This is a genomic window from Chitinophaga polysaccharea, assembly GCF_902150045.1.
GTDB classification, from domain to species: domain Bacteria; phylum Bacteroidota; class Bacteroidia; order Chitinophagales; family Chitinophagaceae; genus Chitinophaga; species Chitinophaga polysaccharea_A.
In genome coordinates, this window is record NZ_CABFVU010000001.1 from 92,023 (window position 1) to 114,493 (window position 22,471).

16 protein-coding genes and 1 pseudogene are annotated in these 22,471 nt (G+C 48.6%); 8 read left to right on the forward strand and 9 right to left on the reverse strand.

Annotation, left to right across the window (positions count from 1 at the left end; translation table 11 throughout):
• Positions 1 to 56 precede the first annotated feature (56 nt).
• The 7 genes from FN124_RS00455 to fucP are packed head-to-tail and all read left to right on the forward strand — an operon-like array spanning position 57 to position 8,655.
• Positions 57 to 1,196, forward strand: coding sequence for a glycoside hydrolase family 172 protein (locus tag FN124_RS00455; protein ID WP_142682832.1), 1,140 nt, complete (start codon positions 57 to 59; stop codon positions 1,194 to 1,196).
• Positions 1,197 to 1,206: 10 nt separating this feature from the next.
• Positions 1,207 to 2,769, forward strand: a complete 1,563-nt coding sequence (locus FN124_RS00460) for an aldehyde dehydrogenase (NADP(+)) (RefSeq protein ID WP_142682833.1) — start codon at positions 1,207 to 1,209, stop codon at positions 2,767 to 2,769.
• Between the two features lie 9 nt (positions 2,770 to 2,778).
• Complete coding sequence (locus tag FN124_RS00465; RefSeq protein ID WP_142682834.1) at positions 2,779 to 3,561, forward strand: L-fucose dehydrogenase; 783 nt, start codon at positions 2,779 to 2,781, stop codon at positions 3,559 to 3,561.
• Between the two features lie 21 nt (positions 3,562 to 3,582).
• The gene (locus FN124_RS00470; protein WP_142682835.1) at positions 3,583 to 5,217 is read left to right on the forward strand and encodes a UxaA family hydrolase; all 1,635 of its coding nucleotides are present in this window, start codon (positions 3,583 to 3,585) and stop codon (positions 5,215 to 5,217) included.
• 33 nt (positions 5,218 to 5,250) lie between these two features.
• Complete coding sequence (locus tag FN124_RS00475) at positions 5,251 to 6,483, forward strand: DUF6786 family protein (protein ID WP_142682836.1); 1,233 nt, start codon at positions 5,251 to 5,253, stop codon at positions 6,481 to 6,483.
• A gap of 6 nt (positions 6,484 to 6,489) precedes the next feature.
• The gene (locus tag FN124_RS00480) at positions 6,490 to 7,350 is read left to right on the forward strand and encodes a fumarylacetoacetate hydrolase family protein (protein ID WP_260607286.1); all 861 of its coding nucleotides are present in this window, start codon (positions 6,490 to 6,492) and stop codon (positions 7,348 to 7,350) included.
• A 15-nt stretch (positions 7,351 to 7,365) separates the two neighbouring features.
• Positions 7,366 to 8,655, forward strand: coding sequence for an L-fucose:H+ symporter permease (gene fucP / locus FN124_RS00485; protein WP_142682837.1), 1,290 nt, complete (start codon positions 7,366 to 7,368; stop codon positions 8,653 to 8,655).
• Here the strand turns inward: fucP and FN124_RS00490 are convergent.
• The 4 genes and pseudogenes from FN124_RS00490 to ltrA form a co-directional block, all read right to left on the reverse strand.
• Positions 8,633 to 9,715: a hypothetical protein gene (locus FN124_RS00490; protein ID WP_142682838.1), complete on the reverse strand. Its 1,083-nt coding sequence runs from the start codon at positions 9,713 to 9,715 to the stop codon at positions 8,633 to 8,635. The two genes, fucP and FN124_RS00490, sit on opposite strands and share 23 nt — an antisense overlap.
• Positions 9,716 to 9,725: 10 nt before the next feature.
• Entirely contained in the window at positions 9,726 to 12,305 is a 2,580-nt protein-coding gene (locus FN124_RS00495; protein ID WP_142682839.1) for a GH116 family glycosyl hydrolase, read from the reverse strand.
• 379 nt (positions 12,306 to 12,684) lie between these two features.
• Entirely contained in the window at positions 12,685 to 13,101 is a 417-nt protein-coding gene (locus FN124_RS31295) for a group II intron maturase-specific domain-containing protein (protein WP_312847225.1), read from the reverse strand.
• Positions 13,084 to 14,019: pseudogene (gene ltrA, locus FN124_RS31300) on the reverse strand (group II intron reverse transcriptase/maturase); the annotation flags it as partial. The pseudogene ltrA and the gene FN124_RS31295, both read right to left, overlap by 18 nt.
• Between ltrA and FN124_RS31305 the strand changes: the two are divergent.
• Complete coding sequence (locus FN124_RS31305) at positions 13,975 to 14,103, forward strand: hypothetical protein (RefSeq protein ID WP_260607288.1); 129 nt, start codon at positions 13,975 to 13,977, stop codon at positions 14,101 to 14,103. The pseudogene ltrA and the gene FN124_RS31305 overlap by 45 nt on opposite strands.
• Positions 14,104 to 14,499: 396 nt before the next feature.
• Here FN124_RS31305 and FN124_RS00505 read toward each other — a convergent pair whose 3' ends face one another.
• The 5 genes from FN124_RS00505 to FN124_RS00525 form a co-directional block, all read right to left on the reverse strand.
• Entirely contained in the window at positions 14,500 to 16,125 is a 1,626-nt protein-coding gene (locus FN124_RS00505) for a RagB/SusD family nutrient uptake outer membrane protein (protein ID WP_142682840.1), read from the reverse strand.
• A gap of 19 nt (positions 16,126 to 16,144) precedes the next feature.
• On the reverse strand, positions 16,145 to 19,456 hold the full coding sequence (locus FN124_RS00510) for a TonB-dependent receptor (protein WP_221887703.1): 3,312 nt from the start codon (positions 19,454 to 19,456) through the stop codon (positions 16,145 to 16,147).
• A 34-nt stretch (positions 19,457 to 19,490) separates the two neighbouring features.
• Positions 19,491 to 20,426 carry a FecR family protein gene (locus tag FN124_RS00515; protein WP_142682841.1) on the reverse strand — a complete coding sequence of 312 codons (936 nt, stop codon included), beginning with the start codon at positions 20,424 to 20,426 and terminating at the stop codon, positions 19,491 to 19,493.
• Positions 20,427 to 20,520: 94 nt separating this feature from the next.
• Positions 20,521 to 21,075 carry an RNA polymerase sigma-70 factor gene (locus FN124_RS00520; protein ID WP_142682842.1) on the reverse strand — a complete coding sequence of 185 codons (555 nt, stop codon included), beginning with the start codon at positions 21,073 to 21,075 and terminating at the stop codon, positions 20,521 to 20,523.
• A gap of 475 nt (positions 21,076 to 21,550) precedes the next feature.
• The gene (locus tag FN124_RS00525; RefSeq protein ID WP_185937035.1) at positions 21,551 to 22,435 is read right to left on the reverse strand and encodes an SDR family oxidoreductase; all 885 of its coding nucleotides are present in this window, start codon (positions 22,433 to 22,435) and stop codon (positions 21,551 to 21,553) included.
• Positions 22,436 to 22,471 lie beyond the last annotated feature (36 nt).

Genomic DNA, 22,471 nt, shown 5'->3' on the forward strand with positions numbered 1-22,471 from the left:
CGATAAAGCAATATTCAGCAAAACCCGTAAACCTAATCATTTAATATTCACGTATGATGAAAAAACTATTGCGCCTTTCTTTGTTTGCGCTCTTCACATGGACCACTGCCAGCGCCCAGCAACCCTTTAACGGCCTGGAAATGAACATGGGAAATCTGTACCGTTTATCTGATGCAAAAACCCGTTCTATCAGCCCGGAAAACTTTACCGGCGAACCTGGTAAAGGCGGCATGGCCACCCTGGAACAGGGCAATGCCCGCGGCGCCGCCAGGGAACTGGGACAGGGATGGAAAGTAAATCCCTATATTCATATTGAACCGGGAAAAACCGTTACCCTCGCTGAAATAACCGGGCCTGGCGCCATCCAGCATATATGGATGACTCCCACCGGCAACTGGCGCTATTCCATTATCCGTTTTTACTGGGACGATGAAACCACTCCATCCGTAGAAGTGCCGGTAGGCGATTTCTTTGGCATGGGCTGGGGCGAATATGCACCGCTCAACTCACTGGCGGTATGCGTAAACCCGGGCAGCGCCTTTAACTGCTACTGGGCTATGCCTTTCCGGAAGAAATGCCGCATCACCATGGAAAATATCAATACAGAAAGAATGACGCTGTACTACCAGGTAGATTATACACTTACCAACGTACCGGAAGATGCGGGCTACTTCCATGCACAGTTCCGCCGCAACAATCCTGTGAAAGACGCCAGCTTTACCATGATCGACGGCGTAAAAGGAAAAGGCCAGTACGTGGGCACCTACATTGCCTGGGGCGTTAACAACAACGGCTGGTGGGGCGAAGGAGAAATAAAATTCTTTATGGATGGCGATAAACAATATCCTACCATTTGCGGCACCGGTACAGAAGATTATTTCTGCGGCTCCTATAACTTCGATAACAAAGGGCGGTACCAGGAATTCTGCACGCCGTACTCAGGGCTGGCGCAGGTAATACGCCCCGATGGCCTGTACAAATCACAGCAACGGTTTGGCTTATACCGCTGGCATATCATGGACCCCATACGTTTTGAAAAAGAACTGAAGATCACTATACAGGACCTGGGCTGGCGAAGCGGCGGGCGTTATCTTCCGCAACAGTCTGATATCAGCAGCGTAGTATACTGGTACCAGCGCGAACCACATGCCCCATTCCCCAAACTGCCGGCTATGAACGACCTGGAAGTAAACTAATCATAATAATATGAACAGAACATCATTGACAGGATTGCAGATGATAGGCAATAATTTCTCCGGTGAAGGCGACCATACCTTCCGGGCATTCGCGCCCCTGCAGCAGCAATGGCTGCCGCAGGAATTCAGGGAAGCTACTACCGGCGAAATTGATTCGGCTTTACACCTGGCCGCACAGGCTTTTAACGTTTATAAAAAAACAACTCCACAACAAAGAGCCGCTTTCCTGCATGCTATTGCAGAAGAAATAATTTCCCTGGGAGATGAATTGATCAACACCGCCTCCGCGGAAAGCGGGCTCCCATTGCCGAGGTTACAGGGAGAAAGAGACCGCACCACCGGGCAGCTCCGGCTATTCGCGGCCACTATCACGGAAGGCTCCTGGGTAAATGCGCGGATCACCACGCCCACGCCAGACCTGCGGCAAATGCAGATTCCCATAGGCGTTACCGGTATTTTTGGTGCAAGTAATTTTCCGCTGGCATTTTCCGTAGCCGGCGGAGATACTGCCGCTGCACTGGCCGCCGGCTGCACTGTTGTATTTAAAGCCCATCCGGCGCATCCGCATACTTCCCACTTAACTGCCACGGCTATACGTAAAGCTGTTTTACACACCGGTATGCCCGATGGAGTGTTCTCGCTGGTACACGGCATCTCCCATGAAACGGGGCAGTACCTGGCCGCGCATCCGCTGGTATCAGCCATTGCCTTTACCGGCTCCTTTAAAGGTGGTAAGGCACTATATGAAACGGCTACACGAAGACCAGTTCCTATTCCCGTTTATGCAGAAATGGGCAGTGTAAACCCCGTATTCTTTCTTCCGGGTATTTTACGGGAGAAGGGACCGGCGCTGGCTACCCAGTTCCTTCAGTCGGTTACCCTGGGCACCGGGCAGTTCTGTACCAACCCCGGGTTATTCATTACCACGGCAGGCAACCCCACCGATGCTTTTATAGATGCACTCCGGCAGGGTATCAGCACATTGCCCAACGGCTACATGCTCACCCCCGGTATACTGGAAGCCTATCATAATGGCATTGCCGCATTACGTGCGCAGGGCGTGCAAATACTCGGAGAAGCAGGCACTGCGCCACAACAAGCCACCCCAAGTTTATTACAGGTAACAGCTGCACAGGCCCTGGAAAACCCAGCTCTCTGCCATGAGGTATTTGGCCCTTCTTCCCTGCACATTCATGCGGGCAGCATAGAAGAAATATATACCGTGGCACAGCGCCTTGAAGGGCAGCTCACCGCCACTATCCATGGCACAGAAGAGGAACTGAAAGAACACGCTGCCTTGATTGATATACTCCGGGAAAAAGCCGGCAGGATCATCATCAATGGTTTTCCTACAGGCGTAGCCGTTAGTCATGCGATGGTACATGGAGGCCCCTGGCCAGCTACAACCCCGGCGGCCGGCACCTCAGTAGGTACTGCCGCCATTTACCGCTTCTGCCGCCCCGTATGTTACCAGGACTTCCCCTCCTATCTGCTTCCACCGGAATTACAGGATGAAAATCCCATGAAGATATGGCGGCAGGTGAATGGCGATATTTCAAAAAATCCCCTCTAAATATTACATATGGACCTGGGTTTAAAAGATAAGATCATCATCGTAACCGGCGGCGCTAAAGGCATTGGCGCCGCCATCAGCGCCGTACTGGCACAGGAAGGCGCCATTCCCGTTATTGTTGGCAGAAGCGAAGCAGATAACCTCCGGCACCTGGAACACATACAGCAGGCCGGTGGCAAAGGCGCACAGGTGACAGCCGAACTTACCGATCCGCAGGCATGTGGAAAAGCCGTGGCCACCATAGCAGCGGAATTCGGGCGTATAGACGGACTTGTGAACAATGCCGGTATCAATGATGGCGTTGGACTGGAGAAAGGTAGCTACGAGGCATTTATACAATCGCTGCATCGTAACCTGGTACATTATTACCTGGTAGCGCATCATGCGCTTCCCTATCTTAAAACATCCAAAGGACCTATTGTAAATATTACCTCCAAAACCGCGGAAACGGGGCAGGGTAATACTTCCGCCTATGCGGCAGCCAATGGCGGCCGCAATGCGCTTACCAGGGAATGGGCGGTGGAACTGCTCCCTTTCAGCATCCGTGTAAATGCTATTGTGGTAGCGGAATCATGGACGCCTTTATACGAAAGCTGGATCAACACCTTCCCCGATAAGGAAGCGAAACTGGCCAGCATCCTGGAACGCATTCCACTTGAGAAACGCATGACCACCCCGGAAGAAATTGCCCAGATGACCGCCTTCCTCCTGTCGGCGAAATCAAGCCATACCACCGGGCAACTTATTCACGTGGATGGCGGCTATGTACATCTGGACAGAGCCCTGGTGTAAACTCATTTTATTTAAACAATAATGAAACAAAGCATCTTACAGATCCATCCGGGAGATAACGTTTGGGTAGCGCTGCAAAATATTGCCGCCGGTACCGCGGTGACCAATGGGCAACAAACGGTAACGGCTATACGTGATATTGCCGCCAAACATAAAATAGCGGTACGCCTTATTCCGAAAGATAAACCCGTGATTATGTACGGCGTACTGGTAGGACTGGCCAATGAAGATATTCCCGCCGGGGAACTTATCACCACCGGCAATATACGCCATGCTTCCGGGCAGTTCAGCGTGAGCGGGGAACGGCATGCTGAATGGACGCCACCGGATATATCTCCCTGGAAAAACCGCACCTTCATGGGCTATCATCGCAAAGACGGGCGGGTAGGCACCGGTAACTACTGGGTCATTATTCCCCTGGTGTTCTGCGAAAACCGTAACGTACAACTGCTGCATGAAATGCTGGTAAAGGAACTGGGCTACCGGGCACCTTCACCGTATGAAGCCATGCTGCAACAACTGCTGCAGGATTTCCGGCAGGGCAATACATCTCACAATCCCACCGCTGCACTTACACTCCCTACCCGCACCTTTCCAAATATTGACGGCATCAAACTGCTCACACATACCATGGGCTGCGGCGGCACAAAAGATGATGCCCGCACTCTCTGCGGCCTGCTGGCAGGTTATATTACACACCCCAACGTGGCCGGCGCAACGGTGCTAAGCCTGGGATGCCAGAATGCACAGATCAGTATCCTCAGAGAAGAAATTGAAAAGAGATCACCTGGGTTCGACAGAACAGTGATTTACCTGGAACAGCAACAGGAAGGTTCAGAAAAAACACTGATGACCAAAGCGCTTCAGCAAACATTTGAAGGACTAACCTTTGCTAACCAATGGCAACGGCAACCGGCTCCCCTCAGCAAACTATGTATTGGTATGGAATGCGGCGGTTCCGATGGCTTCTCCGGTATATCCGCTAATCCTGCTGTTGGCAAAGTGGCCGATATACTGGTGGCGCTGGGCGGCTCCGTAATACTATCAGAATTCCCCGAACTGTGCGGTGTGGAACAGGAACTGAGCGACCGCTGCGTGACTACGGATATGGCTGCACGATATGTACAGCTGATGCGCGATTATGCCAGCAGGGCGGAAGCAGTGGGATCGGGTTTCGACTCCAATCCTTCCGCCGGTAATATCCGCGACGGCCTGATCACCGACGCTATCAAATCGGCCGGGGCAGCCAAAAAAGGCGGCTCCTCTCCTGTAACAGATGTAATAGACTATCCCGGATGGGTACAGCGCCCGGGCCTTGCCCTGCTGTGCACACCAGGCAGCGATGTGGAGTCCACTACCGCAGAAGTAGGTGCCGGCGCTAACCTGGTATTGTTTACTACCGGTCTTGGTACGCCTACCGGCAACCCCGTCACACCAGTCCTTAAACTATCTACCAACACTACCCTTGCCCGAAAAATGCATGATATCATTGACCTGGATACCGGTACCATTATAAGCGGGGAGGAAACCATACAGGAAGTGACCAACCGCATCATGGAGCTGGTGATAGCTACCGCCAGCGGCCACTATCAGACCAAAGCACAGGTACTGGGGCAGGACGACTTCATTCCCTGGAAAAGAGGAGTATCACTATAGTTTGTTTTTATCACGCTAAAAAATGCCATCGTTATGAAAAATATCCTTCTCTCCGGTTGTATTGCTGCAGGACTTTTTGCCTGTAACGGTGCCAGACCAACGAAAGAACAAAAAGATATGAAGCCTGAAAATTTTGGTGAAGATGTAGCCTTCTTACAACAGCACCTTAAGAATGTAGTAGTATTAAAAAATAGCAGCGACAGTGGCCGGGTAGTAGTGACCGGCGATTACCAGGCCCGCGTTATGACCAGCACCACCGGTGGTGATAAAGGGAAAAGCTTTGGCTGGATCAACTATAATCTCGTGGCATCACAGCAATATGCGCCGCATATTAATGCTTTCGGCGGTGAAGAACGTTTCTGGCTGGGGCCTGAAGGCGGACAATACGCCCTCTTCTTTCCACCGGGAAAACCTTTTGATTTTGCCAACTGGCAAACACCCGGCCTCATTGATACTGCGCATTATACGGTTACCGCCCAGTCAGAAAACAGCATTAGCTACCAGCAGCAGGGCAGCATTCAAAATTATAAAGGCAGTACTTTTCAATTACAGATCAACAGGACCATCCGGCTGCTGAACAATACTGATATCGTTTCAGGTATTGGTTTCCCATTACCCGAAGGGATCCGCAGCGTAGCCTATGAAACAGATAATACCATCACTAATAAAGGCGATAGCGCCTGGCAGGAAGAAAACGGGTTGCTCAGCATATGGCTGCTCGGCATGTTTAAACCTTCCGATCAAACCGCTATTGTAGCACCTTTCAGATCAGGCCCGGACGCTACCAAACATATCACGGATGATTACTTCGGAAAGATCCCTCCGCAAAACTTACAGTTGAAAGACAGCCTTCTATTGTTCCGCGCCGACGGTAAATCGCGTGGTAAGCTGGGCCTCTCCCCGCTTGTAGCCAAAATAGGCGCCGGTAGTATTGATCTTGAAAACAATACGCTCACCGTTTTACTTTATGAGGTGGTGCCACAGGGACGCTATGTAAATTCCAAATGGGAGCTGCAGAAAGAACCCTTCAAAGGTGATGCGGTGAATTGCTACAACGACGGCCCGCTGGCCGATGGCACACAAATGGGACCATTCTACGAAGTAGAATCCTCTTCTGATGCACGGGCATTGAAAGCAGGAGAATCGCTCCGTTACCGGCAAACCACCCTGCATTTTGAAGGCGACCGTAAAGCCTTGCAAGCCCTGGCTATGCAGCTTTGGCAGCTGCCGCTGGAAGACGTACAACATTTTCTCACCAACAAATAAACTCTTATGAATATCATCCGTATTTATAAAACCACTACTACTTTGCTTATTGCCTCCCAGGGAAAATATTACACTGTTATTGCCGGGTGGAACGATTTTGTGAACAGGGAAGGATTATATCAACACGTGCTGGAAGATCTCAAAGGACTGGAGCCTATTGAAACACCGGCAGCAGAAAAAATTCTCGCCACCTCTCTGTTGCCTCCCATCGGTTCGCAGGAAGTATGGGCCGCCGGAGTTACTTATTACCGGAGCCGCACCGCACGCATGGAAGAGTCTGAAGTTTCCGGCGGCGCTACTTTTTATGACAAAGTATATGTAGCCGAACGCCCGGAGCTGTTCTTCAAAGCTACGCCGCATCGTGTATCCGGTCATGGGCAAACAGTGTATATCCGGGCAGATTCGTCCTGGGATGTACCGGAGCCGGAGCTTACATTGTTCATCAGCAGCAAAGGCACCATTGAAGGTTATACTGTAGGCAACGACATGAGCTCCCGCAGTATAGAAGGAGAAAATCCATTGTATCTGCCGCAGGCAAAAGTATACGAGAAATGCGCCGGGCTTGGCCCCTGCCTGATGGTACTTGATGTGCCGATTCCGGCAGATACCATTATACGCATGGCTATTTACAGGAACAATGAAGAACAGTATTCCGACAGTGTGCCCATCAGCCAGATGAAACGGAGTCACCAGGAACTGGTGGATTTCCTGTATCGCGGCTGTGCTTTTCCTGAGGGTTGTTTCCTGATGACCGGTACCTGCCTGGTACCCGACAACAGCTTCACATTAAAGGACAACGACCGGGTAGAGATCAGCATAGATCATATAGGCCAGCTAACCAATAACATACAGACCTATCGTCTGTAATAAAAAAAAGTCTTTATGAATTCCACTGTAGCCGTTAAACCGGAAGTACCTGCATCATCAGCTGCCCGGCAGCTGAAAACCGCTTCCATACTAATTATCAGCCTGTTCTTTTTATGGGCGCTCACCGGCAACCTGATACCTGTGCTCATACCGCATCTGCGCAAGGCCTGCCAGCTGAACGATTTCCAGTCGGCCTTCATTGACGCTGCCTACTGGATCAGTTATTTCTTCTTTGCATTACCGGCTGCCTGGGTAATGCGCAAATGGAGTTATAAAACCGGTATCATTACGGGGTTGCTTGTTGCGGCAGCCGGCGCTATGCTATTCTTCCCTGCGGCAGAGTTACGTTCCTTCGGGCTTTTTCTTTTTGCATTGTTTCTTGTAGCTGCCGGGATGACCTTCCTGGAAACTGCTGCCAATCCGTATATCACCATTATGGGAGCGCCGGAAACAGCGGTACAACGGCTCAACTTTGCACAGGCATTCAACGGCCTGGGCGCCTTTGTGGCAGCGTTTTTCCTAAGCAAGGTAATCCTTTCCGGCAAAGAGTTAACGGCAGCAGAAAGCAATAGTATGTTGCCCGAAGCGCTGAATCAATACCTGCTCACAGAAGCCCGTTCCGTGCAGGTACCTTATCTTGTAATTGCAGGTGTATTACTGCTTACCGCGTTGCTTTTCAGGATAGTTTCATTCCCAAAAATACAGGAAGAGCACAACAACGGGCAGATGATCAACCTTCGTGTATTCAGGCATGTTCATTTCCGCTGGGGAGTGATAGCGCAATTTGCATATGTAGGCGCACAGGTATGCATCTCCAGTTTCTTTATCCGTTATGCCGGTTACAGCGGTCATATGAAGGAGAAGGAAGCTACCACTTACCTGGGCCTGCTGCTGCTTTGCTTTATGACCGGGCGCTATGCGGGTACATGGTTCATGCGGAAAATAGCGCCAAAGCAACTGTTGTTCCTCTATAGCGTGGCTTGTGTATTACTATTATGTTATAGTGTAGCCGTTGGCGGTAGAACGGGTGTTTATTGTTTGCTGGGAGTGGAGTTCTTTATGTCCATCATGTTCCCGACCATATTTTCCCTGGCGATCCATGACCTGGGTAATGAAACAAAATCAGGATCAGCTTTTCTTGTAATGTCTATAGTAGGCGGAGCATTGATACCGCTCGCACTGGGAGCAGTGAGCTTTTACAGCAATGTACAGCTCGCATATGTCGTACCCCTTGTTTGTTTTGCCGTAGTAGGTTACTATGCGTTGAAACGTGCTGCACCTGTTACTCCACGAGCAGTTCAGTAACAGGTTTGCGGGTAAGACCAAAATATATTTTCTGCCCGGCGTTATATCTTTCCCGTAATTCAAAATTTTCGAAAGATGGACCGCCGGGTATATTAATATACGCATTAGGATCAGCACTTCCACCACTCCAGTACTTTGCCCGTCCGTTTACCCTTACCTGCAGCGAGCTGTCGGCATCGCGGGCTTCTTTCCTCCAATACTGGGTAAGCGTATAAAAAGGACGGTACCTCCATCCCCAGCGTGCAGCATGTTGTTCATCTTCCGGCCATGCAGCCAGTTCCCTTAACGATTCATCGGGTTGGGCCATCACCAGGTAATCGCCGCTCTTATTGCGCAGCATCTGCTGCAACGGGTATGGCGCTTTTTCTGTAAAGCCGGTGCCTTCATAGCCGGCATATAACGTTTTCGCATATACGGTTTTATCTTTGAGGTACAGCTTTCTCAGCCGCGCATAGTTTCCCATAGTGGCTGTAATGCCGCAACGCTCCATTGGCCTGCCTCCCGGCAGATGAAACGTTTCTATGCATAATTCATCCGGCCGGTTGCTACTGATGCTTAAACGGAGATAAGGCCGGGCGCCATTTTCAAATGCCTCCATGAAAACATACAGGCTCAGCGTAGTGTATTCAGGGTGTTGCGGATCAGGATGGGAAAGCACTCCTCGCGTGCCGGCGGTGGCGGAAAAGCGCCCGGGCTCACTGGTTTCACCGGTCCACATCAGCTTGCCCCATTTGCCGTCGACCCGCGAAGGTGATATTTCACTGAACTCCATTTTACCATTCACTACCGGTTCTATCGCAATATAGTTGAGATGATAAATGATGCCTTTCCATTCATAGCCTATGCGGAGCAATCCCCTGGGGCCGCCGTCATTGCCGGGCCGCGCGCCTTCAATGGCAGCCGGCCACAGGCCAACAACAATACCATTGCGGATACCCCACACCGGCGGATCAGCAGCATGGTTGGGCCTGACCCATTGAGGATCTGCCTGGGGCTGCTGCGCGGCAGCAGTGCTAACGGTAACGATTATACTAAAAATAACGCGGCAGTAAAAGTTCATCTTTTTTTATTTAAACAGCAGCCCGTTGCAACGATATCTTTTTCCCTGCCACCATCGCGTGTTCCGCAGGAATAGTACCATACACTACTGCAAGGGAAGGAGTCCCATTCTTCCAGCTCACAATACCAAAGCCTTTATCTGTAGCCAGGAAGCTGCTGAAATCACCGATCTTTGAATCGATATGAATTACCTTATCTACTGCATCATACCGCACGCCGGTAAGCCCTTGCAGCAATCCATAGCTCGACATGGCACGGGCGTACCAGTGCCCGCATTCATATTCGTTAAACGGGTTCCGCACTGTGCCATCATATCGCCGACGGCAGGTACGCACAATATCCAGCCCTTTTTCCACTTCCCCCTGGAACATCAAATGGGAAGCTACCTGGTACTCAATACCGGTCCATACTTCGTTGCTGTATACAAAGGGAAGCGACAGCATGCCTCCTTTGGGCCAGGAACAAAGCAGCAGTCCCCCTTCATGTCCTAATGCGTAGGTGGAGCGTTGCGGGTTTTCATGTTGCTGCAGGTCCTTTTTCAGGTTGTATTTATGCACAGCCAGCAAGTGGCTTTTTGTTTTCGCAGTGTCTACGGGTTCAGGCAAGCCGCACACCCGTGCAATCCAGGAGCCCAGTACGCCATCAGAAAGGCAGCCCGCGCCATACTGGTATTTAGGCCCCTCCTTTTTCAGCAACGCCAGCGCTTCCGGTGAGTATTGAGTGCTGAACGACTGTGCCTTCACGGGGTCGGGCGCCTGCAAGCCGGTCCATTTTATTTGCTGGATAAAGTATTCACCGTTGTACAATTCCGTTTCGATGTATTGCTTTCCCTTTCTATACAGCGTTTTGTATGCGCTTACATCTTCACCGAGCGAAGTGCCCATTTCCATAAATGCAGTTAGCGCACCCAGGTAAAAACTGGTACACATGCCTGTAGGGCCCCAGAACTCAATATCATAGGTATTATGATGCGGTTCTTCCACAATGCCTTTTCTTTTCGGGTCCCAGGTTCGGATACAGTAATCCATGCTCACTTTCACCAGCGGGAACATTTCCTTTAACCAATCGTTATCTCCACTGATGCGCCAGTCGCGGTACATTTTCATGATACCACCCAATTGCCCGTCGGCAGCTGAATGAAAATTATGCACCAGCGGCGATATGGGAATATTAGCCCTGAAGCCCTGGTGCCCTTCTGTATTCTGGTTCTCATGAAACTCTGTATACCGTAAGCTCCTTTCCAGTGCAGGGAACAGGTGAGGTACCGCCTGTGCATAGTTCCATACGTGGGTACAGGTACCATGACAGCTGCCCCAGTTGTCGCCCGAGCCTTCCCAGCACCAGAAGCGGCCATCATATTGCCGCATCACGGTAGCTGATTTCAGTATAGTAAGATTCGCAGCCACTGCTTCCAGCACTTCCGGTGGCAGGGTGCTTTTATAAAAGGTATTGGTAAAGAGAGATGTTTTCCGTTGCAGTTCATCATAGTGCGCCAACCAGTAGGCCGCTGCTTCCGAAACGTCTTTAAACCGGCTGCTGTACCAGGGCTTGTAATATTTACCTGTAGCCGGAACGGCGCCGCCAGGGCTGTCGCCGATATGCAACTTTGAGTCGGGCACATACCAGGTCATCATCAAACGGATCACTTTCTTTTCCCCTGGCTGTAAACGGAAAGGCACGTACAACGATCCACCCGGCGCATCTTTTTCCACCGGTGCTGTGCTGCGGGTTTCCCCTGCTTTTACTGTATTCCATACCATGGTTAATGGATCGAACCAGGCGCCGCGGAACCAGCAATGATCCACTATAGTAGAAGGCTCGGCTGTAAAGATGGCAAATTGCCCTTTTTTCTCCGGCGCATCCGGTAAGGCTTCCTGCGACAAAACAAATCCCTGGGGCATAGCAGTTACGGCATTCCCCTTGTCTCCCTGCTTCATAAAGTTGCGGGCATGATAAGAGAAGATATATTCTTCCGGCTTATTCCCGGTATTGACAAACTGGTATTCCAGGCCGCCAAAGGGCATACTGGCGTGGTCTTCATCGCCCGGTGTGAAAGGGCTCCAGCCTTTTATAGCCACCTGCAGCGGCAGTGTATTATCACGGAGACGGATATCCGCAAACGGGAAACGTGCATGAAAGGTGGATTCGTTGAACCGCGGCAGGCCCCAGGTAGCGCCACCGGTGCCGCCCAGCCCTGCATCCCGTTGCCCGAATTTTTTCCAGTTGGGCACGCTTCCTTCCAGCACCCTGGCTCCGTTCGGAACACCTTTAATACTGATGGCAGCAAACATTGCGGGCTCATAGAACATTTCGGGGTTATGGTGTACCGACATATGCGAGATGGCGCCTGTTCCCTCCAGGCAAAACATACCTGCGCCTATCCCCCCAACGGGGAAGGCTATACGGTTATTATATTTACCGGTATAGGATTCATTAAACCGACGATCACCGGCAGCCTTTTTTTCTTCCGGTGCAGGTGCAGCTTTCTCTTCTTCTTTTGCAGCGAGCGCTATAGCAGGCACTGTGGTAGCTCCCAGGCAGGCAACAGCCATGTTTTTCAGGAAAAAACGCCTGTTATTACTTTTTTTCATGTGGTTTTCAAATTTAAAACAGCCGGCAACACTGTATGGTGCCGCATTTCATGATAAAATCAACTATAGGTCTGTCGGTTAAGCATTTCGTTTTTCGTTGTTCTTCCGTGGATCAGTTCCATCTGCTTACACGTTTAAGCAAATTTGTAAGAATGAAACTAAAATATTTTATGATAGCATCCTAGTGTTTGAGGAAATTTTATTTTTTGGAAGAAGAATGATTGGGATTATATACTTAATAATAAAAAAAACGGGGATGAATACTCATCCCCGTGATTCATCTACAACCAAAACAGTCTCAGTAAGTAAACCCGGGCATCTCAGCCCGAGATTCTGTTAGAACCGTGCGTAACAGTCTCCCGTTACACGGCTCCGGTTATCAAATCGTTGGTTTCGATCCTAAGAGTGCCCAGTGGGCAAAGAGCGTGGGCTGTCGGACGGATATTCCGTGCAACCACCGTATCGCTTTCATTTCACTGGCTCTCAGGTGCTTGTATTTTCGTCTTGCCCGGCGCGCAAGTTTTACATTGACTATGTGCATATAATTCACAAGTGTTGCTTTGTAAAATTTACTGTAGTAATTAATCCAGCCGGTTAATACCGGATTGATCTCTGCCGCTACTTCCTGCAATGTATTCGTCGTTCGTTTCAGCACTTCCCATTTACCCATCTTCTCATTCATCGAGCGCATCGACCCAATGCTTACTGCCGGTAGCCAGTTGGTAAACCAAACTCCACGTTGACTATTTCGTGCCAATCGTGGTTTGAAGGTGTAGCCAGGGAAGTCGAAAGACATTTTCGTTACTCCTTGTTGCCTCCTGTTGCTATCCTTGCAGTAGACCACCTGGGTTTTCTCTGGATGCAGTTCTAACCCACATGTTTTCAGTCGATCACTTAACGATGCTTTCAGGTTTACCGCTTCTACCATACTTCCACAATGAATGATAGCATCGTCTGCGTATCTTTCAAAAGGACAGTGCGGGTAGCACTTTTCCAGCCACTTGTCCATACTATAATGCAGTTATAAATTTGCCAGTACAGGACCAATAACTGAACCCTGGGGAACTCCTTTAGTTCTTTCCTCTATCCTTCCGTCTGATTGCTGCAACGGTGCTTTCAACCATCTTTCAATGTACAGCAGCATCCAGCGAATCTTACAATGTAGTCTGACAGCCTTCATCAACAAGTCGTGCGGAATGTTGTCAAAGTAACCTTTGATATCAACATCTACTACCCAACTCTGATTCCAGCACCGCTCTCTTGCACGCGACAACGCTTGTAGTGCCGACCTTCCAGGCCGGTAACCATAAGAATCATCATGAAAGATCTGCTCTAACCCCGGTTCTAATAAGCCTCTTACTACTGTCTGGGCAATTCGGTCCGATATCGTGGGTATACCCAGAGGTCTTAGTCCACCTCCTTTCTTCGGTATCTCTTTCAGTTTCACCGGTGGGGGCATGTAGCTTCCTGAACTCATTCGGTTCCATAATTTGTACAGATGATCTCTGTATCCTATATGGAACGATTCCAGATTGATTCCGTCTACTCCACCTGCTCCCTTGTTCGATCTTACCTGATAATAGGCTAAACTCACCAATCGGCGACTTATACTAAACGATTTTGTTTTGCTCATTTCAGTACCTCCTGAGCTCCAGCTCAGTTTTCTTCCATGAAAAAAAAACTTGATAACAGCCTCCCTTCGCTCCATTCCCATTACAGGAACTTCTTTACTACTACGAAGGCTTCTGCCCCTGTGCAGGCCATCGATACTTTCTATCTTGCTGTCCTTGCAGCTTGATATTTTCTCTTAACATGCCCGCGACAGGTTCTCCTGTTCCCGGTAAACGCCTGTGTTAAGATCACGCTGTCTATACGCCGGATGCCACAGCAACAGTAATCAGGTAACTTTGCTGCTTGTCCCAATGACGGTACTGGACATTGGTTTTGACATCTTCTTACCCTTTCGACGCCTCTATCGACAGTTCACAGTGTTCGTCTTCTTAACACACACCTGACATATTTAATATGCCTTTTCCTTTCATGCTCACTACCACAACTCTTAATTGCAGCAGCTGAAGGTGGTTTGAGGGCTGCTCCTGAAAACCGCCCCCGATGGGCCTGCCATCATCATTTACCCAGCATTGAATATCTATGATCAAAGAACTAATTTGATAACAGCATTCATTCAGGACACTCAATACCCGGGATTCTGCGTTAAATTATTATTCTTTTGTATCTCCGTTCTGGGTATTGGGAAAAGGGTACGGTTAATATTATTGGTAGCGGCATGCGACAGCCACGATTTTTTTGTGAATGCGCCAAACCTGATCATATCAGTGCGGCGGTGCCCTTCCTGGTCAAACTCCCAGCCCAGCTCATCCAGGAACCGGCCGTAAAGCAGATCTTCACCGCCTTCATTACTGAACTTGTTATTTACGGCATCCTTCATACCATATTGATAGGTACTGCCACCTCTCAGCTGTGCACCGGTTACAACTGCCCTGGAGGGGTTAGTAACAAAATCACGTTGACGGACCTGTGTTACTATGGCGGCGGCCTCATCGGCTTTACCTAACCGGAGCAGGCTCTCTGCTTTCATCATCAGCACTTCGGCATAACGGAACAAAGGATAATCGTTGCTCAGCCGGTTTGTGGAGCCCATCTTTATTTCAAATTTTCCAAGGCGGAAACCATGTACCGATTCTCCTTTCTCCAACCCTGGCAATTCATTTACAAAACTCAGCGGCTTACCGGCAAAATCACCCTGCGCCACGTATAACATCTGGCCTGCAGCTGTATACTGCTGCCCTTTGATCCAGTTGTTCTGATACCGTGCATCAGCAGGATCATAGGTGCTGATGAACTGGGGAATAGCGCAGATACCTCCCCAGGGAGTATTCTTTAAATTGTAGGTGGCCTGGTTCTCCTGCTGCAATGTTTGCATGTGCAGGTCAAACGCATTCCAGTTATTGGTATAGTCTTCATCCATTGGTATAGCCAGTACTATTTCCTTTGAGCCCTGGTTCTCTGTTAAAAACACATTCTTCTGTGCAGGTTCCAGGATATACCCCGCCCCGGAATTCATTACACTGTCGCAGGCACTGATGCATTTTTCCCATTGCGGCGTGCCGGTGTATACGCCTGCATTGAGATACATCTTTGCCAGCAGGGTAAAAGCCGCCCACTTGTTGAACTTACCGTAGGTAGCCTCAGTATTCTCTTTGCTGAGCAAAGGAATATTGTCGGTAAGATCTTTCACAATAAAATCATACACCTCTTTGCGCGTATTCTGTTCAGGCAAAAATCCGGTTGGCAGATCAAACTTTGTTACAATAGGTACATTTCCGTAGAAGTCGCACAGGATGGCATAATACGATGCACGGAGCACTTTCAGCTCTGCCAGGGTAGCGTCCTTCTCATCAGTGATAGGGATCAGGCCGGATTCAATCTGGTAAATGATCCTGTTGCAGTTAGTGATTCCTGCATAGGTTCTCGACCAGGTTTGGTTCACCACGTCATCATCGGTAGTCCAGGTATGCCTGTGCAAACGCTGGTATACGCCGTCATCAAACCATCCCCATGGGCGTTTTGGAATCACCAGCTGATCACTGGTTACTTCCTGTGCGCGCCAGAGACCATTCCAGTCCAGCAATATGAACCGCCATTGCGAATATCCTGCGCCTACGAGCGCCGCTATATCATCCTTTGTAGGATTGAATTTAGTGGAGATGATAGTAGTGTATGGCGTATCTTTTAACTTGGTACAGGCCGATAGTAAAATGATGGCCATCAGTACGTTTATTCTGCGAAGCTTTTTCATACGTGTTTTTTTTGGGAGATTAGAAATTCAGGTTCACACCAACGGTAAACGAACGGGTCGACGGATACTTATCGCGGTCATCTATACCCGGATTCAGCCCCAGCCTGTTCACTTCAGGATCCAGGCCTTTATACTTCGTGATAATGAAAGTATTCAGCGAGGAAACATAGAAACGCGCCCCTTTGAGATATTTATTTTTTGTTTGGGGAAGAGAATAACCTAAAGTGATATTATCAATCTTCCAGAAATCTCCGTTCTCCACATAATAACTGTTCAGCTCAAGTGCATTTACGTTCAATACTTTTTTTCCGAAAACAGGATCATAAGCCGATTTCAGGATATTATAATTCTGGATGGCAGGGTTCTCCATATACATCCGTTGTGAATTGAGGATCTGGTATCCAAAAGCCCCGCGCATAGTAACACTCAGGTCGAAACGTTTGTAGGAAAAGTTATTGTTCCATCCGGCATAATATTTCGGCAAACCATTACCAATTACTTTTTTATCTTCAAAAGCATGGGCAAAATTATCATAGTTCACAGGTTTACCATCTCTTCCTTCGTATATCCATTTCCCGTTATCATCAATATCAATCACCTTATATCCGTAGAAATCACCAATACCTTTACCGATGGTAACGATGCTGGTAAATGTTTGTATAGGAATGCCCGCGGCACCGGTAGTGAAGTAAGGCGTAGTGGTTTGGTACAATTCGTTTGAAAGGCTGACTAATTTATTACTGTTAGTAGAGAAATTGACGCTGGAGCTCCAGGTAAAATCCCTGGCTTTTACCGGCACAAAATTCAGCATCACTTCCACGCCTTTGTTTTCCATTTTACCTACGTTGGCCTTGGTTCGGCGGTAAAGGTTCGGCGGACTTGGCACTTCGTATTCATACAGCAATCCCCTGATCTGCCGGTTGTATACATCCACATTACCGCTAATGCGGCCTCTCAGCAAGCTGAAATCCAGCCCGATGTTTGCCTCTGCTTTCTCTTCCCAGCGGATAAACGGGTTGGCATTGGTAGCCGGTATCAGGATGCGGGACCATTTACCATTGGTATATACATAATCGCCATAGCCGATCAATGGCTGGCTCAGGAACCCATCCTGCGGCGGATTACCGGTGATACCGTATCCAACACGCAACTTCAGGTCATCAAACAGGCCTTGCTGTTTCATGAAATTTTCGTTGGAGATCCTCCATCCGCCGGATACTGCCCAGAAATTACCCCATGGGTTTTTGGCCCCATACAACTGGCTGGCTCCCTCTCTTCTCAAACTGGCCAGCAACAGGTAACGATCCTTGTAGTTATAATTCAGCCTTGTGAAAAAACTGACGAGGTTTGTTTCTGTTTTATAACTGCTGATATTGGCCAGCTTGTTCTTGATCCCTTCTCCCAAACCAATATTGTTATACCCGAAAACATCTGTTGGAAAATCCTGGTTATCGGAATAAGATCCGGAAGATTCATTCTCCTGGTAGCCGTATCCGCCCAGTAAAGTAAAATGGTGCTCGTTGAACGACCTGGTATACTCTGCTGTCCACTCGGTCAGGCGGTCTATAGACAGATCAGAGGCTACAGAGGCAAAACCATTCACACCGCTTTTAATATTGGAGATATGCTTCTTGGATTCCGCGTATCCTTTATTGGAGTTAAAACGTGCATAAGAGAATAAGGCCGACAATTTCAGATTATTAATAGGTCTGTAAGTAAGGGTAGCATTCATACGGGAATTTACATTCTTCGCCTCACCATCGCTTTCATACAGCAATGCCATTGGGTTCTCATAATCGAAGTTGCCGGTTTGCTCATAGAAATCGCCATTTTCGTTACGCACCGGTTCAGTAGGATTCCTGATCACAGTTTGACGGTAGATCCATCCGTTAAAACTATTATCGCCATTGTTGTTACGGGTATAGTTATTGGTCTGGTTCAGGATACCTACATTCAGTTTCAGTTTATCGTTGAACATGCTATGATTCACATCGATCCTGCCGGAGAAGGTATTGTTATCACTTTTCCTGAAGATACCCTGTAACGCGCGGTAGTTGGCAGATGCCAGATAGTTGGTAGTTGCATTGCCGCCACGGATGGTAAGGTTATGTACCTGTGTGAACGGTGTGCGGGTAGCTTCCTTCAGCCAGTCGGTGGCGCCGCCTGCATCCCAGGAGGCCAGTCTGGTGCCGGCCTTGATCTGGTCGCGGTAATCCTGCGCAGTAAGCATATCCAGTTTTTTAGAGATGACCTGCGTAGTAGCATAACCACTGTAATCAACGGAGTTGGAATAGGTGCCTTTGGCTCTTTTTGTAGTGATGATGATAACGCCATTGGAACCTCTCACACCATAAATGGCAGCGGAGGAGCCATCTTTCAGCACATCCATGGATTCAATATCTTCCGGGGCTACTGTTTTCAGGTCGCCGGGAATACCATCAATAATAACGAGCGGGTTGGCATTGGCGCCGAATAAAGTGGTGTTGCCACGCAGCAATATCTGGGAGCCATCGGTGGGGTTGCCGCTGGGTGTGGCAATAGTTAAACCGGCCACTTTTCCCTGTAGTAACTGACCGGCGTCCAGTACCGGTCCTTTTACAAAGTTCTCCGATTTTACGGTAGCTACCGCACTGGTTACATCGCCCCTGCGCTGGGTGCCATAACCAATTACCACGGCTTCGCTCAAACTCGCGATGGAAGCCTTCATCACTACATCTACCGATTTTCTGCCGTTTACCGGCATTTCTACCTCCTGGAAACCCAGGTAGGAGAATACAAGTACAGCATCCGGGGCAACAGTGATATGGTATTTACCATCCACATTGGTGGTTGTTCCTGTTTGCCCGTTCTTAATTTTCACGCTCACCCCGGGCAATGGTGCATTCTCTCCATCAGTTACTTTTCCCTGAACAGTTACTTCCTGTACAGGTGCAGCGGTCACCTCGATGATATCCTGCGCCGGGGCCTCTTTCTCCACGATAATGATCAGGTTATCCTTCTGCAGGTAACCGAGCTTTGTATGTTTCAGTACCTTGTCCAAAACAACAGACAACGGCTGCCCGTTTGCCGATACTGATAGCCGGCTGTATTCCGCTACGAGCTTGTCATTATAAACAAATGAAAGACCGCTTTTCTTTTCCATCTCCGCCAGGATATTCTGCAGGGAACGGTTTTCCAGCTGCACACTTATTCTGATGCTACTGGCTGTTTGCCCTGTTAACGCGCCTGCAAACAATAGTTGTGAACACAGGGAGATAAGGAGGAATATGCTGCAGCCGGCGCGCATCGTTTTCCGGATGGCATAGAGATGACACCAAGTGAATCGCTTCATACAAGTTAGAGTTTTGGTTAAGTAAAAGTTGGATTTAGAATTGTACTACTTTATTACGTACAGTCCAGTTAAGTTTGTTGGCTTTAGCGATGGCGAAAAGGATTTTTTCCAATGAATCGGTGGAACTGAAATTTGCTGTAAAACGTATCCCCTTCGTAGCTTCATCTTTAAAAATAATTTTAACATCATAAATATTCTCCAGCATAATGGCCACGTGCTGCAGTGTTTCGTTCCTGAACACGAGCTTACCGGTTGTCCACCCGGCGATAGCTGCTGCATTCACCATTTTCTTCTGCCGGGCTCCGTTGCTGCGTTGAATCACTGCCTGTTCATCCGGTGTAAGCAGCATTGGTAGCTCCTGCCCGGATGTTCCTACAGCTACTTTTCCACGTATAACCGTTATCGTTACTTCATCCAATGCTTTATATGCCTGTACATTAAAAGCAGTACCCAGTACTTCTGTTTGTATACCGGCGCTTGTTACAGTAAAGGGATGAGCAGGATCATTTGTTACATCAAAACAGGCCTCTCCTTCCTGGAGTGTTATGGTCCTGTTCTCCTTAAAATTCTCCGGGTATCGGATCACTGATCCTGCGTTAAGTATTACCCCGGATCCATCCGGGAGCAACAGTTTCAGCTGTTTCCCCCTGGCTGCGGACATGGTGATATACCCTACGGTGTTTGTACTATGAAAATGCAGGTATGCCCATGTACCCAACGATATAATAAATATAACGGAAGCGGCTACACGCAATATTAACGGGAGATTAAAAAAATTTTGTCTTTTGATCCGCCGGTCAATACGATCTTTCAACCGGCGCATCACCATCTCCCTGTCTACCCCCAGATCCTTTCCGCTGCCTTCTTCCGAAAGACGGTCGAACCACTGTTCCATCCACTCCTTTTGTTCCGGTGTACATTCCCCCTTCAGGTAACGTTCCAGCAGCGTGTTAAATTCTGTTTCATTCATAACGGCTGTTTTTCTTTGTATTGGAACACGTGGTTATATAGAAGTGTATAAAAAGAAGGGATGGTAGTAGATGCTGGCAGTATTTTTTTGAATTTTATACATTCAGCTTCAGGTGAAGATATTTGAGGGCATTGCTGATCTGTTTCTTTACTGTTTTATCGGAGATATTCAGTTTATGTGCAATTTCTTTATGGGAGAGATCTTCTGTTCTGCTCAGGAGAAATACCTGCTTCATTTTCAGGGGCAGTTTATCTATTTCACGGTTTACCAACAGGGATAATTCGTTGGCTGCCAGCTGCTGTTCAAAAAGATCATCGGCGTCTGTAAAAAGCAGGCTCCATGACTTGCGGAAATGGTTCCTCTTTATTTCCTGGCGGATATACCGGAAGCCCCCATACCTTACGCAGGAATGGAGATAGGAGTACAGGGAGTCTACATTCTCCAGGTTGCGGCGGCGTTTCCAGAGCGACACAAATATTTCCTGCAGTATATCTTCCGCCTCTGCGGTATCCCTGATCGCCTTTACCAGATAAAAGTACAGCCGCTCCCAGTAACGCATGTATATCACATCGAAAGCTTCCCCGTTATCTTCTTTCAGCAAATCTAAAAGGATATCGTCTGCATATTGTTGAAGATGCACACCATTCATAAGTGGAAAATTAACATAAACGTGAAACCTGTCTTTACTTACGGCTTGTCCTTTCTTCCTGGAACCAAGCAATTATTAATTGTCTAATATACAATTAATACTTATTGGCACATTATTTTTTTTCAGGAATTTTTAAAAATTTATGGAAGATAGAATGTGAAGCCTGCACTGCATAGGCGCTTACAGGAGAATTGTCATTTTTTTGATATAAATGTCGTTTTTACACTAAAAAAGAAAATGTATTAAAAATAAATGAAGGTTTGGGATCCGGTTAAACAGCTGCAGCCTGCACCAGGTATCCAAATAAAAAGAGGGTGTATCGTACTTTTGATACACCCCCTGGGGTAAAACAAATGTCAGCGGAAATGCCGGAATTGGGGAATTGTTGCCAGGTAAACTTCTTATGGCTTTAAAACCGGTATATCACAGGGAGTGCCAACGTAGCCCCCTTGTAAGCATTCCCCCGGCACCAGGTTTATTTAAACCACTCCATATAGTCTTTTATAAAACCGGTTGCCGTGCGTGCCGGTTTTTGCAGCAGCCGCGATACATCAGGGCTGATATATGCGGCATCGCCGTTCCGCTGTATTTCAGTATAAACCATAAGGGTTTGTATGGCCCACTGCGGCATTCCCTTCTTTTCCATTCTTTCCCTGGCCTCCTCCAGCGTAAGCGGCACATAGGTTACTTTATCGCCTATCACCTCTCCTATGATATCAGCCAGCTGCCGGTAATTGAGGGCCTCATCGCCGGTGAGGATATATGTTTTTCCCGCATGTTCCGCCGGGTTCATGAGCACCGTAAAGGCTGTTTCGGCAATATCCCGGAGGTCGATATACGCCCGGCGTCCATCACCGATGGCTTCGTAAATACCGCGCTCCTCTTTTACCCGTTTTGAAAACTCTCCCAGCCAGTTCTGCATAAATCCGGTAGGTTGCAGGATGGTCCAGTTCAGACCGGAAGACGTAAGCAGCGTTTCCACTTCTTTGTGCGACTTCCCGATGGCCGATGCTGCAATATGTTGCGGCGAGCTTTTCCCGGCGGCGGCGGAGGATAACTTTACAAAATGATTTACCCCGGCCGCCTTAGCTGCCTTGATCACATTATGCTGCTCCTCTACAAAACCGGTTCCCATACCGGATACCAGGAAAACTGCCGTACTGTTTTCCATAGTGGCGGCAAGCGTTTCCGGCCGGCTCATGTCGGCAGCCATCCATTTTACAAAAGGCAGGCTTTCCGCCCTGCTGAGATCCCTGGTTACTGCGATAGTGGGTACTTCTGCACGCGATAAATACCCGAGCAATGCTTTGCCTATTTTCCCTGTTGCACCGAATACAGTGCGGTACTGTGTGTTTTCCATTTTAATCATTTAATTTTACTCACCCAAAGTTACCGC

Bases quoted from the DNA above. Each gene is read 5' to 3' on its own strand.
- FN124_RS00470 (WP_142682835.1), top strand. From the start codon at position 3,583: ATGAAACAAAGCATCTTACAGATCCATCCGGGAGATAACGTTTGGGTA.
- FN124_RS00495 (WP_142682839.1), bottom strand. From the start codon at position 12,305: ATGAAAAAAAGTAATAACAGGCGTTTTTTCCTGAAAAACATGGCTGTT.
- FN124_RS00455 (WP_142682832.1), top strand. From the start codon at position 57: ATGAAAAAACTATTGCGCCTTTCTTTGTTTGCGCTCTTCACATGGACC.
- FN124_RS00480 (WP_260607286.1), top strand. From the start codon at position 6,490: ATGAATATCATCCGTATTTATAAAACCACTACTACTTTGCTTATTGCC.
- FN124_RS00465 (WP_142682834.1), top strand. From the start codon at position 2,779: ATGGACCTGGGTTTAAAAGATAAGATCATCATCGTAACCGGCGGCGCT.
- FN124_RS31305 (WP_260607288.1), top strand. From the start codon at position 13,975: ATGAAAAAAAAACTTGATAACAGCCTCCCTTCGCTCCATTCCCATTAC.
- FN124_RS00515 (WP_142682841.1), bottom strand. From the start codon at position 20,426: ATGAATGAAACAGAATTTAACACGCTGCTGGAACGTTACCTGAAGGGG.
- FN124_RS00490 (WP_142682838.1), bottom strand. From the start codon at position 9,715: ATGAACTTTTACTGCCGCGTTATTTTTAGTATAATCGTTACCGTTAGC.
- FN124_RS00460 (WP_142682833.1), top strand. From the start codon at position 1,207: ATGAACAGAACATCATTGACAGGATTGCAGATGATAGGCAATAATTTC.
- fucP (WP_142682837.1), top strand. From the start codon at position 7,366: ATGAATTCCACTGTAGCCGTTAAACCGGAAGTACCTGCATCATCAGCT.
- FN124_RS00525 (WP_185937035.1), bottom strand. From the start codon at position 22,435: ATGGAAAACACACAGTACCGCACTGTATTCGGTGCAACAGGGAAAATA.
- FN124_RS00475 (WP_142682836.1), top strand. From the start codon at position 5,251: ATGAAAAATATCCTTCTCTCCGGTTGTATTGCTGCAGGACTTTTTGCC.
- FN124_RS00505 (WP_142682840.1), bottom strand. From the start codon at position 16,125: ATGAAAAAGCTTCGCAGAATAAACGTACTGATGGCCATCATTTTACTA.
- FN124_RS31295 (WP_312847225.1), bottom strand. From the start codon at position 13,101: ATGTCTTTCGACTTCCCTGGCTACACCTTCAAACCACGATTGGCACGA.
- FN124_RS00510 (WP_221887703.1), bottom strand. From the start codon at position 19,456: ATGAAGCGATTCACTTGGTGTCATCTCTATGCCATCCGGAAAACGATG.
- FN124_RS00520 (WP_142682842.1), bottom strand. From the start codon at position 21,075: ATGAATGGTGTGCATCTTCAACAATATGCAGACGATATCCTTTTAGAT.